Source organism: Streptomyces soli, assembly GCF_003999195.1.
Lineage (GTDB): Bacteria > Actinomycetota > Actinomycetes > Streptomycetales > Streptomycetaceae > Actinacidiphila > Actinacidiphila soli.
In genome coordinates, this window is the sequence record NZ_RJVR01000226.1 from 1 (window position 1) to 16,052 (window position 16,052).

Consider the following 16,052-nt stretch of genomic DNA (forward strand, 5'->3'; position numbering starts at 1 on the left):
GCGACGGTTTTGATCTAGACAGTCCAGATCATCGCAGGTGGGAGGCACCCTTCTTCTGTCCGAGCGTCAAGTCACGGCCGCAGCTGAACACATGAGGTTGAGCCATTCGCGCGCGAGGAGTCCGTAGACGACGTCGTCGTCGCGTGGTCCGTTAGGGAAGGCCACTGCTTCGCGCAGCAAGCCCTCCTCGGTGAATCCCAGGCGGCGGGCTACGCTGCGACTGCGCGCGTTGTCGGTGCCGGTCCGCAGCTCCACCCGGTCCAGGCCGATGGGGCCGAATGCCTGGTCCAGGACTGCAGTGACGGCTCGGGTGACCAGCCCCCGTCCTTCGAACGCAGCGTCGATCCAGTAGCCGATCTCGCCAGTCCGCATGGCCGGGTCGATCCTCAAGCTGACCGTGCCGACCAGTCGCCAGTCCCGGCCCGCCGGCACTGCGATATCGAGGGGCAACTGTGTTCCCTCAAGCCACGCTTGGCCCTGTTGCTCCAGGCGCGAGCGGGTCTCGTCGAGCGTCGTCGGGTTGTCGGCATCGAATCCCGGGTCCCAGTGCGCGAGACGCTCGTAGTTGGCCATCAGCAGGGCCTGGTGAGCCTCCGCGATCGCGACCGTACGCGGTATCAGCGCTGCGTCGTCACCGAGCGGGCAAGTGAACATGGCAGGGGTGACCGTCGACACTAGTTCTCCCAGGTCAGTGGTGGTGAAGCATAAGCTTCGGTAGCTAACGCCGAGCAGTCAACTGGTTATAACCGCATCGTCGTTCCCAGCCCGTTCACCGAGTAGCCGCCGGACCTGCTCGTGCGAGATCCCACAAAACTTCCCGATCCGCCTCAGCCCCCACCCCTCATCCGCTGCTGCGGCCATCGCCTCCACCCGGGCCTCATCCAACGCGCCCACCAGCGCGCCGCGCAGCAACTCCAACAGCCGAATCCGCAGAGCCGGGGCCTGCCCGTCCAGCTCCCGGCAGAACCGCTCTACATCCGAGCGCAGGAACCCGACCCGCTGGTCACTAACCTCATCCACGCAGCACAGAGAACAGCCAGCTCAGCCGGGGTGTCAACTCATGTGACGCCGAACTGCACTCTCTGCGCGGTTCCTACTCGACCCCGATGTTCACGGGAAATGACGGCACTGTCGTCAGTGAGGGCGTTCGCGACGATCATGGGGGCGACCGGCACCTCCGGGGAATCAGGCACGGTAATCTCGGGCCATGCCCGAGACATCGGTGGCGCACTTCTACGACGAATTGGCCGACGACTACCACCTGATCTACTCAGACTGGGACGCGAGCATCCGTCGGCAGGGGGACGCCCTGGACGCCCTGATCGGTCAGGATCGTGCGGCGGTGCTCGACTGTTCCTGCGGCATCGGCACGCAGGCCATCGGCCTGGCGCTGCGCGGGCACCGCGTCACCGGGACCGACCTGAGCCCCCGCGCCGCCGCCCGCGCTGCCCGTGAGGCCGCCCGCCGGAGCCTGAGCCTGCGCACGGCTGCCGCCGACATGCGACGCCTCCCGTTTCCTGATGGCCGGTTCGACACCGTCGTCTGCGCCGACAACTCGCTGCCTCACCTGTTGACTGAGCAGGATGCGCACGCCGCCCTGGCCGAGATGCGCCGCGTGCTGCGTCCCGCCGGCCTGCTGCTGGTCAGCACACGTCCCTACGACGACCTGCTGCGCGACCGCCCGGCTTCGACACCTCCACAAATCCACCGGATCGCCGACTCCGCCGACGGCGAAGAACGAACCGTCACCTTCCAGCTCTGGCACTGGCACGACGACGGCGAGCACTACGACTTGGAGCACTTCCAACTCCTTCCGGCAGGCGGAGAATGGCGCGTCCAGGTCCGCCGGACCGCCTACTGGGCACTCGGCCGGGACCGGCTGGCCGGCTTCGCAGCCGAGGCCGGGTTTGTCGACCTTGGGTGGCGGATGCCGCAGGAGACTGGCTTCTTCCAGCCGCTGCTCGTGGCCCGCGCCGGTGAGTAGGTGATGGTTCCACCGCCCGGCGTGGGACAGCCGGTGTCAGCCGGCCTTGGCGGGTTCCTCGGCCCGGGCTCGGGTGCTGGCGAGTCGGTAGGAGTCGGTGCCGGTTTCAATGATGGTGCCCTTGAAGGTGAGGCGGTCGACGATCGCCGCGCAGAGGCGGGGTCGGTGAAGGTCTTGGTCCAGCCGAACGACTCGTTGGAGGCGATGGCGACGCTGTTCTTCTCTTCGCGTTCGGTCAGGTCCTGGAAGAGGAGTTCGGCTCCGTGGCGGTCGAGTTCCATGTATCCGACCTCGTCGAGGCCGACGCCGCGAACCTGTTCTTCCAGCTCATCTCCAACCGCTACGAAAGAGCGAGCGTGATAGTCACCAGCAACAAGCCCTTCGGCCGCTGGGGCGAGGTCTTCGGCGACGAGACCGTGGCCGCCGCCATGATCGACCGCCTCGTCCACCACGCCGAGGTCCACTCCCTCAAGCTCAGTGAGGTTGAGCCAGGATGGCCGCACTGTCGATCCAGGCGACGACCGCGCTGACTGTGGCGTCGTCGAGTTGGCGCGCGATGGTGTGCACCGCGGTGCTGTCCCCTGGCTGCGGGGGCACCCCCGCCGAAATGAGCGCGGCATGAAGCTCGACCCAGCGCGCGTCGGTGGCGGACAGGGCACAGGCCGCGCTCGGGGCGGCGGCCGGCGGGGCGAGGAAGTAGTCGCCGCTGACCGACTGCTGCGGAGTGTAGAGAAGGTTCATGGTGTTACCTCTCGGATCTCGGACGATATCGACCGGACTTGCCGTGCAGGACAACCCCCGACGGCTTCCCGGTTGCGTCCCGCCTCCGGCTTCACCCATCCGGCCGCGCCTCGAGATCCGCAGGCCCTTCATGACAGAACGTAGCGGCCACGCGGGACTGCGGACCAGCGCCGTAACGCTTGCCCGCGTCGGCGGATGCGAGCAAGCGCCCCCGATGCCGCTGCGCACGAGTTGGTGAAGGTCTGCGTAACCAACACCGACGGGCCCCCGAGAGCAGCGCGGCACGGCCGTGCGACCGCCTGCGCAAGAGTCCCGTCGCTATTGCGCAGGGCGACCGGCGGAGACCGGGCGGCCAGGCCATTGAGCGGCGGCCGCCGTTCGCAGGGCATACACAAAACTTAGGTCAAAAATGCGCCGCAGAGCGACACCTGCGGTAACGGCCGTGATCAAGTGCACCCCGACAACTGAAACAACACCTCGGGGAGGAAACACGGTGGCATCATCCACCAGCAAGAGACGATGGTTCACGATCTGTGCCATCACCGCTTCCGCCGCGCTCGTCGCCATACCCGCGGACGCTTTGTCCGGCGGTAAGGCCAACCCCTTCGGTACCCGGGCGACGCACCAACTCGCACAGCAGCGCACCGACTCCGCTGGCGACCTCGCCCCCTCGGTGGCGGGCAACGACGACGGCAACGAGTCCGATGAGATAGCCGAGGGCGCGGACCAGTACGCCGAGGCGCGCACCGCCCCCGGAGTGGTCTCCCCCGGCGCCTACGGGGCGGCCTGGGGCAGCCTGGGCAACCTGCCCAACACCGGCGGCAGCTGGCAGAACATCACCAATCTGCCGTATAACTCGGACGACTCCCGCTACCGCGACTACGACTCCAACTCCAGCGGCGGATCCGGCCTGGTCACCGGCAGGATGGCCGCGATGGCCGCCGACAACGACGGTTATGTGTACGCGGGCAGCGCGGGCGGCGGCGTCTGGCGCTCCAGCACCGGCGGCGGCCACTGGCAGCCCATCAGCGACAAACTGCCGACCCAGACCTCCGGCGCCCTGGCGCTGGACAAGGCAGGCCGGCTGTGGCTCGGCACCGGCGAGGCCACCACCAACGCGGACGCCTATCTCGGCAGCGGTGTCTATGTGCTGTCCGACCCTCACAAGGGCACGTTCTCGGAGCGCAGCCGGGTCGGCGGCGATGAGCTGGAGAGCACCACCATCCACGAACTGCGGTTCGGCGCCAGCAAGGTATGGGCAGCCACCAGCGAGGGCGTGTGGAGCCACTCCACGACCGACCTGTCGGGGTCCTGGAAGCTGGAGTTCGCGCCCAACCCGGACTACCTTCCGGGTCACTCCCTGGCGAACGACCCCAACGCCCCGTACAAGAACATCACCAATGACATCGCCGTCGACCCCAAGGACCCCTCCAAGGTCATGCTGGCGGTCGGCTGGCGCAGCGGTGACACGTACAACGGCTTCTACGCCCAGCAGAACGGCACCTGGCAGAAGGTCACGACCGGCCTCGGCTCCCTGCCGTCGGACCCGGACAACGTCGGCCAGGTCACCTTCGCCGGCTCCGCCGACGGGTCTCGCTACTACGCGATCGACCAGTCGCCGGAACAGCTGAACACCAACCCGGACAGCTCTCTCGAGGGCATCTACGTCTCCAAGTCCGGCTCGCCGTTCGGCCCCTGGTCGAAGATCGCCGACTACAAGCAGCTCGCCAACTCCAACTCGGCGCTGACCGATCCTGGATACATGCCGGGCGTGCAAGCCTGGTACAACCAGTTCCTCACCGTGGACCCGGCGAACGCCAAGCATGTGTACGCGGGTCTGGAGGAGGTCTACGAGACCAAGGACGGCGGCGCCCAGTGGTCCACCGTCGGACCGTACTGGAACTTCAACTTCGCCTGCTGGAACATCGACCCCAGCAAGCAGACCGGTGACTGCAACCCGACCACGCACTCCGACCAGCACGGTGTCGCGATCGGCAGCTACCACGGCAAGTCGTATGTGTACGTCGGCAATGACGGCGGCGCCTACAAGCGTCCGGTGAACGGCTCCCAGGACAGCGACGGCCACGCCACCGACTGGACCTCGCTCAACGACGGCACCATCGACACTCTGCAGTACTACTCGGTGGGCGTCGGCAAGGACCTCGAGTACGGCGGCGTCTCGGTCACCGGCGGACTGCAGGACAACGGCCAGTCGGAGCTGCGCGGCAACGACAAGGTGATGGGCTCCAACTTCGGCGGTGACGGCACCGACACGATCACCGACCCGGCCAACGGCTGCAACATCGCCCAGGCGTATGTCTACCTGCAGATCCAGGTCACCCAGAACTGCGCCGTCAACGACGGTTCCTGGATCGACGATATGAGCCAGATCACCTCGTACTCGGTCGCCCCGCCGGACAACCAGACCGGTGAGGCCCGCTTCGTCGCCCCGATGGCGGCGGACATGAAGGACAGCTCGAGCTGGATCGCGGGCGGCCGGCATGTGTGGGTCCAGACCCACGGCTACGCCATCCGCAGCAGCGACGAGTGGACCGACGCGTTCGACCTCGGCGCCGGCCACGCCGCGACCGCGGTCGCGTCCTCGGGCGGCAAGGTGTACGCCGCGTGGTGCGGCCCCTGCAACAACCAGGGCTTCACCCGCGGCATCGCGGTCGGCAACGCGGACGGCACCGGCTGGCACCAGATCAGTCTGCCGGTGGACGGTACGGTGCCCAACCGCTACCTGAGCGGCCTCGCCGTCGACCCGAACAACTCCGACCACGTGTACGTCACCGTCAGCGGCTTCTCCCGGCAGTGGACCGAGGGCCCGGGCGCTGGCATCGGCCACGTCTTCGAGTCCAAGGACGGCGGCAGCACCTGGAACGACGTCTCCGCCAACTTCCCAGACGTGCCGGCGGACTCCGCCGTCGTCCTGCCGGACGGCGGCTTGGCGGTCGCGACCGACCTGGGCGTCGTATACCGCGGTCCGAGCACCACCAAGTGGGAGCGGGTCGGCTCGCTGCCGGCAGTGGCCGTTGACCAGCTCAAGACCGGCCCGGACGGCAAGCTGTACGCGGCCACCCACGGGCGCGGCATCTACACGACGCCGGTCAGCGAACTGAAGTGACCAGGCCGTGATCACCGCTCCTTCGGATGGGGCACCACGCTCAGCCGGAGGGTGAACGCGACGGGCGCCGGACCTGCCAGGTCCGGCGCCCGTGCCCATGCCGGTGCCGTTTCCGTTTCCGTTGCCGGTTCCGTTTCCAGTGCCGGTCCCGGTGCCGTTGCCGTTGCCGTCACGGCGATGTCGGCGCTCCCGGCACGGACGCCGGCGCAGCGGATGGCGGCATGAGCCGTTCCGTCCGCGTCGACCCGCCAGCCGAACGGCAGCGCCAGCACCGGCGCCGAGGAGCCGACAGCCGTCCAGCGCTCGCCCGCAGGACGAGGGACACGACAGTTCCGGGCCGGACACACAGCCGCTCCTCGCGCTGGGCGCCACCGCCCACCGTCAGCTCCGTACGACCCGCCGCAACACTCACTGCTGGACCTCCTCACCACTTGTGATGAACGCCGTTCCAGAGCTCTCCGCCAAGCGGTACATGCATAGTAGAGCGGCCCTCGGACAGAAGCCGGTGACCTGCACCGGAAGGCCACCGAAGCAGCCCTCTACGACCCGCTGGATCCGAGCTGAAGCCACTGTCCTCCCGCCAGTTATCGGCGAGGTCGCGGAGGTGGCCCCGGGGTGACCAGGCCGCGCCATGGCTTGAGGCGGTTGACGCAAGTTCGGCGATGTTCACGTGCGCTGGCCTGCGTGCCCTCCTGTCTCAACTCACGTCCAGGTCAAGCTCATTCAAAGACTTCTGGATCTTCTTGCGCAATCCCTGCTGCATCCCGAAGCTGATCGCGAACCAGGCGCCAAGGGCGGCGCGCTTGCCCCACGTAGGTCACCACCCGGGTACACCATTCGCCGCATTTCTCGCCGAGTGTGGCCTTCTTGTGGCGAGTTTTCGTGCTTGATCCCCCAGGAGGCTTCACACCTCATGCCGTTCCCCTCTATAAGACTTAGGAAGCGCCCGCCCGGGCGGCACCGTCTCGCAGCGGTGGCCGGCGGCGTGGCAGTCGCTCTGCTGACGAGCGTTCCCGTTCCCGCACTGGCCGACGCCGGCTCCGCAAGCACGCTGACGGCGACCGGCGTTGCGACCACCGCGACGACCGTCACACTCGTGACGGGCGATCAGGTCGTCGTGACCACCCGGCCCGGTCAGCAGCCCTCGTACATCATGCGCCCAGCAGCCGACGGGGCCGGCGCCTTCGAGTCGTACGACGACGCGTCGGGCGACCACTACGCCGTCCCCGTGGTGGCGATGCCCTACCTGGGCAAAGGACTCGACCTCTCGCTCTTCGACGTCACCCGGCTCGCGCAAGACGCGGGAAATGACAACGTTGCCAGCGGTGACAGCCAGCGCATATCCGTCGACCTGTCGTTCGCGCCCGGCACGACCGCGGCCAGTCCGGCGGGGGTGACGCTCACCTCCGTGGACGGCTCCGCCGCGCAGGGTTACCTGACCGCGTCGTCAGGCACCGCGTTCACCGCGGCGCTGCGCCGGGAGATCGGCGCCGACGTGGCCGCGAACCGCCAGCCGGGCACCACACCGCTGTTCGACGGTGTGACGTCGATGAGCCTGGCCGGCGCGCCGGACGGGGGCGCCACCGTCAGTCCCCAATACGCCCTGAACATCCTGCAGATCAACGCGACCGGGATGAGCGGCCAGCCGACCGGCGCCTACCTGAGCCTGTACAACACGGACTCTTTCAAGCGCGAGAACGTCTCCGTGAACGTGGTGAACGGCGTCGCGCGAGTCGCGGTGCCGGCGGGCAACTACGGCCTCTACGGCGTCTTCTACGACTACAACACGCAGGGGCAGTTGTCCGCCCTGCGCCAGTTCAGCCTCAGTGACTTCACCGTCTCCGCCACGGGGACCACCACGGTGCCGCTCGACGAGTCCACCGCGACCTCAAAGTTCTCGGTCGACACACCGCGTCCGGCGACCCAGGACATCGTCATGACGGACTACTTCCGGCAGGACGCGACGGGCGCAGTGGCCAGCATGCTGCTCTCGCTGTGGGGCACCACGCCGCTGTACACGAACGCGCAGCCCGCCGCCCGGATCGGCGCGATCCACGACGTCATCCAGTGGGGCGCTGAAGCGCCTTCGGCGAGCGACGGGTACCGCTACGACGTCGCGTACGGGTCGGACGACGTCCCGGCGGACCAGACACACGTGGAGACGGCCGGCACGCTCGCCACCGTGCAGGAGCATTTCGCCATCGACCCAGCGGCGAACAACAGTTACCACGGCTCGCTCCTGAACGGTTTCGTCGACTCCTGGAACAACGCCGGCGGGGACTCGCTCCTCAGCCCATGGAACGGACAGGCATGGCCCGCCGACGTGACCGACTACCTCGGAACCGGTGACGGAGGCACCTGGGCGCAGATGGCCAGCTCCCCGGCCAATGTGTGGCAGTACGGCGATTCCCTCACCTTCGCCGGCGGCCGCTCGTACGCGGTCGGCTGGAACCACGGTCCGCTGAAACCCGAGCTCGCCCAGCACGTCGGCTACCAGTTCTGCTTCGCCTGCTCGGCGGGTTCGAACCTCACGGTCATCCTGGACCCGGCGGTCGACAGCGAAGCGACGCACGTCGGCTTCTACTCGTTCGTGACCGTGCCGGAGCACTTCACCCTGTACGCGGACGGACAACAGGTCTTCGACTCGACCTACCAGGACGGTGTCGAGCTCCAGGGGACGCCGACAACGCCGACGACCTACCGCACGGTGTACGACACCGACCTGAGCGGCAATGCGAACTTCAGCCAGTCGACGAAGACGCACACCGACCTGACGTTCCGGTACACCCCGCAGACAGGCGGCAGCAGCGCGCTGCCCGCCGCGGACTACTGCTTCGGCGAGTCGGACAGCACCCCCTGCCAGATCCTGCCGGCTCTCACGCTCGGCTACCAGCTGACCTCCGACAACAACAACACGAGCGACCAGCCGATCCAGCGGATGCGGCTCAACGTCGGCCACGTCTCCTACGACGGCGCGGGTTCGCACTCCCGGATCACCTCGGCGAACGTGTCCGTCTCCTACGACGCGGGCACCACCTGGAAGCCCGCGATCGTCGCGGGCGTGAACGGGACCTACCAGGTTATGTGGCCCAACCCAGCGTCCGCGCACGGCACATCACCCGCGATCAAGGTGACCGCGACCGACGCGGCCGGCGGGTCGATCACCCAGACCACCGCAGGCGCCTACACCATCGCCGCGCCGAAGAGCTGAGCACCCGCCGCCGACGCACGGCGGCTCCGCGGGCGGACCCGGGGACACCGGGTCCGCCCCGACAGGAGGTACACCATGACACATGCCCCTATCCGCGCGCTGCTGGTGGCTCTGACCGCCGCAGTAGTGGCCGTGGCCCCCTCCGTCTCCTTCGCGGGCACCCCCGCCGACGGAGCGGGAAGCAGCGGCGCGCCCGCGCACGCCTCGAACGTCACCGAGGCGTGCGGCCCTGCGAGACCCGGATTCGCACGATGCTTCTCCCTGATACGCACCGATGTGGACGGCGGCAAGGGCGTGCGGGGCCCACACGCCCCCAGCACCGCGACCGCCGCCGCCACCGCGCTACCCAGCGGGTACGGCCCCGCCGACCTGGACTCGGCCTACAACCTGCCAAGTTCGGGCGGCACGGACCAGACGGTGGCAATCATCGACGCCGGCAACGACCCCAACGCCGAAGCCGACCTGGCGGTGTACCGACAGACGTACGGCCTACCGGCCTGCACGACGGCCAACGGCTGCTTCAGCAAGGTCAACCAGCAGGGGCAGACCAGCCCGCTGCCCAGTGACCAAGGTTGGGGCGCCGAGATCTCCCTCGACCTCGACATGGTGTCGGCGGCCTGCCCGAACTGCCACATCCTGCTCGTCGAAGGCAACACCGCGAGCCTCGGCAATCTCGCGCATGCCGTGGACACCGCGGTCGCGCTGGGCGCGACGGAGGTGTCCAACAGCTACGGCACGCCCGAAGTGAACGGGACGAACGACTACGCCGCCCACTACAGCCACCCGGGAGTGGCGATCACCGTGTCCTCCGGCGACTACGGGTACGGCGTCCCGAACTTCCCCGCCGACCTCACCAGCGTGACCGCCGTCGGCGGCACGTCGCTCAGCAGGGCGGCCAACACCCGTGGCTGGACCGAGAAGGCGTGGGGGAACTCCTACGGCGGCGCCGGCAGCGGCTGCTCGGCGTGGATCGACAAACCGACCTGGCAGAGCGACCAGAACTGCCCCGGCCGGATGGTCGCCGACGTGGCGGCGGTCGCCGACCCGACGACCGGTCCTGCGGTGTACGACAGCTACGGCGGCTACCCCGGATGGGTCGTCATCGGCGGTACCAGCGCGTCCGCGCCGTACATCGCAGGGGTCATCGCCCTGGCGGGCAACCCCGGCCGGTACTCGGACGCGTCGTACTTCTACGGCGGCACCACGGGGCTCAACGACATCGTGGGCGGGAACAACGCGAAGTCCACGGACTGCGGTGGCGACTACCAGTGCAACGCCGTCACCGGCTACGACGGGCCGACGGGCAACGGTACGCCCAACGGACTCGCGGCCTTCTGACACCCCGGTGCCGACCGGACGCCCCCGCGTGAGCCCATGGCAGGGTGCGCAGCGCGGGGGCGCCGCCTTTCCCCGCCAAGGTGCTGGAGGCCCTCGCGTACGCCCGCATGGTCGACGACGGACCCGGCCTCCTCACCAACCTCGCGCAGCTGCTCGGCACGTGCCCGCCCTCCGGCGCCCGCGCCGCCACCCTCGCAAAGGTCAGCAGCTGACCGACAGGCGCCGGACACCCTCCGAGGTGCCCGACCACCTGCACCGAGACCCGCCCGGCCCAACGGTCCTGGCCACACAGCCAGCAAGGTCACCGTGACCGTCTCCGCTGCCGGTAACCGCGCCCGCATCGCGGCCACCGGCGATCATGAGATGTCCTGTCTCAGCATCCACACACCGGGCGGCGGCATCGTCCGCGCCCTGGCAACCTCGTACGGCACCACCCCGGACGACCGCGGACTCTGGGCCGAAGTCAACCTGGAGAGGACCACATGAACGCCGAGGAGTCAGTCCCCGAAGTGGGAACGTGGGCACGGGACGTGACCCGCGACAAGGTCGGTTGCGTCATGGGGCACGTAGGCAGCCACGTACAGTTGCGGCCGCGCGACGGAGGCCAAGAGTGGGATGCGGCGCCCGCCGACCTGGAGCCGGTCCCCGCAAGTGAGCTGCTGCGCCCGCGCGTGGCCGAGGCCTCCCGATGAGCGCCCCCGTGCCTCGGCGGGCCGAGACCGCGAGCAGCGCCGGCGCCATGGTGCCCACCCTCGCCTCTGCCGCCAGGGGCCGCGCCCAGACCGCATACCGAGTGTTCCTCAACCACCCTCAGAACTGTGCGGACTGCGCAGCCCAGAGAGGCCGTTGCGAGGCCGCGCAGCAGCTTTGGGACACCTACCGCCAAGACCGCGGATGACTCCCCAGTAGCCCGCCGTCTGTCTGCGCAGCCCCCCGTGGCGCATGACGGACGATGCAGACGCCGCCCCTGTCCTGGTCCAAGACCCCGGAGGGACGGCACGGCCCCCACCGCTCCTGACCCCGTACGCCCGCCCGTGCCCGAGGCGTCCGTACGGCACCGGCCCCGGCGATCTACCCAAACACAGACCGCCAGGGCGTTCTGCTGTCCTCCAAGGCGTCTGACAGAACGTAGCGGCCACGCGGGACTCGGACCGACGCCGCACACCCCCGGCCGCCCGCGTCGGCGGACGCGAGCAAGCGCCCGGCCACCGCTGCACAGGAGTTGGTGAAGTCCTGCGCAGCCAACATGGACGGGCCGACGGCAGCAGCGCGGCACGACCGGGCGACCGCCTGCGCAAGAGTCCCGTCGCTATTGCGCAGTGCGACCGGCGAAGATCGCCGGGCGCCGCAGGTTGCGCAATCCCCCGGGAAGGCCGGCCACGCTTGGGGACCCCTGTGACGCCGACACCTTCGGCTCCATGTGGCGGAGCCCCGGGGGGCGTCGCCGGAGTCAGGACAGCGATCCGGACTTCACCTCAGCTATGAAGGCGGCCCACGACGCAGCGGGGATAACCAGTGCGGGGCCGTGCGGGGCCGTGCTGTCGCGAACGGGGACCACGCCAGGAATGTGGTCGGCGACCTCGATGCAGTCGCCGTTGTCCCCGCCGCTATAGGTGGACTTGCGCCACGTGGTGAGGACGGATGCCGTACGGATGTGGCTAGCGCTCATTCTCGTATTCCTCTGCCACCGAGCGGAGCAGGTCCAGGGATGCCTCCGGCGGCAATGCGGCAGCCCTGGCCAGATCGTATGCGTCCTGGCAGCGCCGCACTACCAGCGGATCATCGAGGAGCGATCCTGAGTACAGGCCCTCCACGTACGCCATATCAGGGGCGTCGGTGAAGCGCATCAGCTTCAGCATGCTGTTCATGGTGGCGTGCGCCCCCACCGCGAACGGCAATACCTGCACCCGGATCCGGCCGGAGCGCCCCAACGCCTCAATGTGCCGGAGCTGTCCGGCCATCACGGCGGGACCGCCTACGACCGTACGAATCGCGGCTTCGCTGAGGATCGCCCAGAATGTCGGGCCGTCATCGCGCTTGAGGATCTGCGCCCGCTGCAGCCTGTTGACAACGCGCTTGTCAATGTCCTCGGCGACGGGATTCGTCTGGTACGCCCAGAACACCGCCCGTGCGTACGCCTCGCTCTGGAGCAAACCCGGCACCAGTAGCGCCGCGTACTCGCTAATAGCCGTCGCCTGGGTCTCCAGCTCCGCCGCCTGCGCGAAGTGACCAGCGAACCGGGAGCCGACCAGCGTGCGCCGCATGCGGTAGAAGAAATTGCCTGTATCCAGGGCCTTGTCGAGGCGCTGGGCGACATCGTTGGGGGGCTTGCGACGACCTGCCTCGTAGTGCGCGATCAGCGAAGGCGAGCAGACGACTATCTCGCCCAGCTCGGCCTGCGTCAGCTCGGCGGCTTCGCGTCGGAGCCGAAGCTCCTCGCCGTAGAACTCAACGAAAGACTGCGGGTCTTGCTGCTCGTCGCTGCTTGCCATGCGTGCAACGCCCCCTCTTGACAGGTGCGGTTGGAGAGGATCAGCCACTCCTCATGCTAGCCGTGACCAGACACGCTGTGTACACGAGCAGCGACACAGGATGCGCGAGGCACCCATGGAGACAGATTCAGAATTCGTGCCCCCCGTGGGCACGTTGGCGGTGGATACCCGGCGGGACGAGGTCGGGGAGGTGAGAGGCCATGTCGGGCCGTATGTGCAGTTGCGACCGGTCGACGGTGGGTGCGAGTGGGACGCGCGTCCGGAGGATCTCCGGCCGCTGAGTGCGGCTGAGACGCTGAGCCGTCGGGTTGCTGAGGCGAACCCGCGTAGCCATAGGCGGGGCCGCTGATGGGTTCCCGAACGATCATCAAGGCGGCGGAGTGGACGCTCAGTGCCGAGACAGCCGAGGGCGCGCCGTCAGCGATCTTCTCAGTGGCATGCATCGCGTGCGGCGCCGAGTCGGAAGCGGCCGACAACGACCGGTTGCCGGTGGAGGTCTGGGCGCTCAAGCACACGGGACTGAATCCGACGCATCGTCAGTATCAGCCCAAGGTCCTGAGCTTCTGGCGAGTGGATCCCGCCCCCGGCAATCCGTATCTCGAACTGCAAGCGCGCGGAGGTGTGCAGCGGTGACGCGGTTAGCAGACTTCGTCGGTCGCTTCGCGGGCCCGGTGTTCATCATCACCGTGTCCGCCTCGTGCGGATTCGTCGTCGGCGTGGTCCTGGCACTCCCCCACCCCTGAAGCTCCCGCCCCGGTCGGACTCCGACTGAGCACCCGTCCGGGGCGGATCACAACGGCCCCGGTCATCCGTCTCGCCCCCCCATGCGGATGGCCGGGGCTTCGTGCTGTCCGGGCTGCTGACTTCCGCACTGTCTTGGGGTCCAGATGCAGCTCGGCCATGATGGCGCTGTGGTTTATCCCCGCGATCCTCACCCGTTCTGAGCGGCCTGTCGGCGCCGGTCCCATCGCCGACGTCCCGCCGGTAGTGTGGCCGTATGTCTCGCAAGCGCCGCCCCGCACCGCCACAGCACAGCCCCGCCGAGCGGACTCCCGTCATGCAGGCCGAGGAACTTGAGGCCCTGGCGCGGAAGTATCCCCAGGACCGCGAAGAGATCCTCGTCGAGGCGGCAGGTTGCTGGGTCGACGCCGGCCAGCACGACCGCGCACTCGGCCTCTACCAGCAGCTGCTGGATGCCGGGTGCGAGGAACCCGATCTGATCGAGGCATACCGGATCAACACCCTGTGGGAAGCCGGACGCACCGACGAGGCCCGTGACGCAGCCGCACAGCTGCGACGCCGGCATCCCACCGACGCCGGGGCCTGGAACTTCGTCGCCGAGACCTTCGAGACCGCCGACGAACTCCACGACGCCGCCGACTGGTTCACCGCCGGCCTTACCCATCTCCTCGGACCTGCCACACCCCTCACCCGCACCGCAGTCGAACGCGCCCCCGATCCCGACGGGATCGAGATGCTCGCCATCGGCCGCCACCGCGTCCGGCGCCGCCTCACCCAGCCGCACGACGATCTCGACCACCTCGCCGACGAACTCCACGAGCACCGCCCGGCCCTGCTCCGCGGCCCCGGCACCCTGGACGACCTACACGATGCAGAACACCTGCGGGCCGCCGAGAGCAGTGACCCGGACGTCCTACGCGCCTCGATCGAGAAGCTCACCACCGAGGTCGCCGCACGCCGCGCCGCCCTGTCCCGGCCCCACATGACCTGCGCCCTGTTCTGGCCCGAGGAAGAGTTCACCAAACTCCTGACCCAGTGGCCTGCGCTGGAAGACGCCTACGGTGCTGATCACCACGAGCACACCCGCCGCGTCGAGGAGATCCTGCACCGCCTGTCCGAGGAAGGCGAACCGCATCTGGGCGTCGCGCAGGGCAGCGTGAGCGACTTCGAGGAATTCACCCGTGAGGAGGCCCTCTCCCCACAGGACGGGGACACCCGGGCCCAATACGCCGCCGACCTCGCCGCCCGGGGCCAGGCCCAGGCATGGCCCCCGCCCCGCAACAGCCCCTGCTGGTGCAGCTCCTCCCGCAAGTACAAGAAATGCTGCGGCAACCCACCCTGACCTAACCAAGATCAGAAAGCATCGATCACCAAACCCGCGACAAAGCCAATTTCTACTGGCCGCTGATGCGCCCGCCCCAAGGAGAGGGCGCCAGCGATTCGATCAACCTGTGGGACTCTGTCGCCCGATTCTGGGGATCGGCTGACGTGCAGGTTCGCGGGGTGGGATGTTGTTGGGGACCGGTCTGTTCGCGGGGAAGTGAGGAGGATCGGCGCGGTGTCGCTGAATCCTGTCCCTGCTCCTGAGATCCCTGAGGCCACGGTGCGGGTGGCCCGGGCGGCGTTTCCCAAGGGCCGCCTGGCGATGCGGGTCCGCGACGAAATCGGTGTCCTGTTCCAGGACACCGATTTCGCGGCCGCGTTCCCGACTCGGGGTGGCCCGGGCCTTGCCCCGGGGATGCTGGCGGTGGTGTCGGTGATGCAGTTCGCCGAGCGGTTGACGGACCGCCAGGCAGCGGACGCGGTCCGCGGCAGGATCGACTGGAAATACCTGCTGGGCATGGAGTTGGAGAACGAGGGCTTCCACTTCTCCGTCCTGTCAGGCTTCCGCGAACGCCTGGTCGGGCACGGCCAGGAACAGGTGGTGCTGGACCGGCTGCTGGCACGGCTGTCCGAGCTGGGATTCTTCGCGCGGGCGGGCGCGTGCGCACGGACGCGACCCATGTCCTCGCACTGGTACGGGACTTGAACCGGCTGGAGTTCTGCACCGAGACGCTGCGCTGCGCGCTGGAGGCGCTCACGGTCGCCGCCACCGACTGGCTGCGCGGGGCTGGAATCGCGGATGCGTTCTGGTACCGTCGACGGCCGAGTTCATCTGCTGACACAGACTTCGGCGTGGCGGGCGGCTGGTCATTCCGGTCCGGCGGTCACGGTGTGCTCTATGGGACGATGACCCGGACGGCGACTCCGCGCGTGTGGCAGGAGCGGCCGGCGGGGAGAGGGGAGGCGGCGGGGCGCCCAGCGGAGCTCGGCCCACATCCTCGCTAGTGGTGTGTCTCAGTTTTGAGTGACTGCTTTCAGGGCGACGCGTCCGCGCTGGACTTTCTCGATGATCTCGTCGGCAGTGGCGGTCCAGAC

The 16,052-nt window shown here is 68.5% G+C and carries 15 protein-coding genes and 2 pseudogenes; 11 read left to right on the forward strand and 6 right to left on the reverse strand.

The genetic code is table 11. The features are described from left to right. Window positions 1–66: 66 nt before the first annotated feature. Window positions 67–675, reverse strand: a complete 609-nt coding sequence (locus EFK10_RS22220) for a GNAT family N-acetyltransferase (RefSeq protein WP_127357411.1) — start codon at window positions 673–675, stop codon at window positions 67–69. Window positions 676–1,207: 532 nt separating this feature from the next. Between EFK10_RS22220 and EFK10_RS22230 the strand changes: the two genes are divergently transcribed. Beyond that, a complete protein-coding gene (locus EFK10_RS22230; RefSeq protein ID WP_127357413.1) occupies window positions 1,208–1,984 on the forward strand; it encodes a class I SAM-dependent methyltransferase in 777 nt (258 codons plus the stop codon). 36 nt (window positions 1,985–2,020) lie between these two features. Here EFK10_RS22230 and EFK10_RS22235 read toward each other — a convergent pair. Next, window positions 2,021–2,283 (reverse strand): annotated as a pseudogene (locus tag EFK10_RS22235) (ATP-binding protein); the annotation flags it as partial. Here EFK10_RS22235 and EFK10_RS22240 point away from each other — a divergent pair. Next, window positions 2,281–2,457: pseudogene (locus EFK10_RS22240) on the forward strand (ATP-binding protein); the annotation flags it as partial. The pseudogenes EFK10_RS22235 and EFK10_RS22240 sit on opposite strands and share 3 nt — an antisense overlap. 1 nt (window position 2,458) lies before the next feature. Here the strand turns inward: EFK10_RS22240 and EFK10_RS22245 are convergent. After that, complete coding sequence (locus EFK10_RS22245; protein WP_127357414.1) at window positions 2,459–2,725, reverse strand: hypothetical protein; 267 nt, start codon at window positions 2,723–2,725, stop codon at window positions 2,459–2,461. A 493-nt stretch (window positions 2,726–3,218) separates the two neighbouring features. Here EFK10_RS22245 and EFK10_RS22250 point away from each other — a divergent pair, with 493 nt between their 5' ends. After that, window positions 3,219–5,852, forward strand: coding sequence for a WD40/YVTN/BNR-like repeat-containing protein (locus EFK10_RS22250; protein ID WP_127357415.1), 2,634 nt, complete (start codon window positions 3,219–3,221; stop codon window positions 5,850–5,852). A gap of 11 nt (window positions 5,853–5,863) precedes the next feature. Here EFK10_RS22250 and EFK10_RS22255 read toward each other — a convergent pair whose 3' ends face one another. After that, window positions 5,864–6,124 (reverse strand): hypothetical protein, encoded by a 261-nt coding sequence (locus EFK10_RS22255; protein WP_240677388.1) that lies wholly within the window; start codon window positions 6,122–6,124, stop codon window positions 5,864–5,866. A gap of 713 nt (window positions 6,125–6,837) precedes the next feature. On the opposite strand from EFK10_RS22255, the gene EFK10_RS22260 reads away from it, so the two are divergent. From EFK10_RS22260 to EFK10_RS22270, 4 genes are all read left to right on the forward strand, one after another. Next, window positions 6,838–9,063 (forward strand): hypothetical protein, encoded by a 2,226-nt coding sequence (locus tag EFK10_RS22260; protein ID WP_127357416.1) that lies wholly within the window; start codon window positions 6,838–6,840, stop codon window positions 9,061–9,063. Window positions 9,064–9,138: 75 nt separating this feature from the next. Continuing rightward, window positions 9,139–10,401 carry a S53 family peptidase gene (locus EFK10_RS22265; RefSeq protein WP_206305543.1) on the forward strand — a complete coding sequence of 421 codons (1,263 nt, stop codon included), beginning with the start codon at window positions 9,139–9,141 and terminating at the stop codon, window positions 10,399–10,401. A 44-nt stretch (window positions 10,402–10,445) separates the two neighbouring features. After that, entirely contained in the window at window positions 10,446–10,613 is a 168-nt protein-coding gene (locus EFK10_RS47675; protein WP_164836115.1) for a hypothetical protein, read from the forward strand. Window positions 10,614–10,707: 94 nt separating this feature from the next. Further along, the gene (locus tag EFK10_RS22270; protein WP_127357417.1) at window positions 10,708–10,887 is read left to right on the forward strand and encodes a hypothetical protein; all 180 of its coding nucleotides are present in this window, start codon (window positions 10,708–10,710) and stop codon (window positions 10,885–10,887) included. Window positions 10,888–11,851: 964 nt separating this feature from the next. Here the strand turns inward: EFK10_RS22270 and EFK10_RS22280 are convergent. Further along, a complete protein-coding gene (locus tag EFK10_RS22280; protein WP_127357419.1) occupies window positions 11,852–12,070 on the reverse strand; it encodes a DUF397 domain-containing protein in 219 nt (72 codons plus the stop codon). Further along, window positions 12,060–12,893 (reverse strand): helix-turn-helix domain-containing protein, encoded by an 834-nt coding sequence (locus EFK10_RS22285; protein WP_127357420.1) that lies wholly within the window; start codon window positions 12,891–12,893, stop codon window positions 12,060–12,062. Before EFK10_RS22285 ends, EFK10_RS22280 begins: the two co-directional genes overlap by 11 nt. 115 nt (window positions 12,894–13,008) lie before the next feature. Between EFK10_RS22285 and EFK10_RS50715 the strand changes: the two genes are divergently transcribed. The 4 genes from EFK10_RS50715 (at window position 13,009) to EFK10_RS22305 (ending at window position 15,663) form a co-directional block, all read left to right on the forward strand. Further along, a complete protein-coding gene (locus tag EFK10_RS50715) occupies window positions 13,009–13,242 on the forward strand; it encodes a hypothetical protein (protein WP_127357424.1) in 234 nt (77 codons plus the stop codon). Then, window positions 13,242–13,526 carry a DUF7848 domain-containing protein gene (locus EFK10_RS22295; RefSeq protein ID WP_127357421.1) on the forward strand — a complete coding sequence of 95 codons (285 nt, stop codon included), beginning with the start codon at window positions 13,242–13,244 and terminating at the stop codon, window positions 13,524–13,526. Before EFK10_RS50715 ends, EFK10_RS22295 begins: the two co-directional genes overlap by 1 nt. Before the next feature lie 364 nt (window positions 13,527–13,890). After that, on the forward strand, window positions 13,891–14,976 hold the full coding sequence (locus EFK10_RS22300; protein WP_127357422.1) for an SEC-C metal-binding domain-containing protein: 1,086 nt from the start codon (window positions 13,891–13,893) through the stop codon (window positions 14,974–14,976). Between the two features lie 216 nt (window positions 14,977–15,192). Continuing rightward, window positions 15,193–15,663: a transposase gene (locus EFK10_RS22305; RefSeq protein WP_127357423.1), complete on the forward strand. Its 471-nt coding sequence runs from the start codon at window positions 15,193–15,195 to the stop codon at window positions 15,661–15,663. Window positions 15,664–16,052 lie beyond the last annotated feature (389 nt).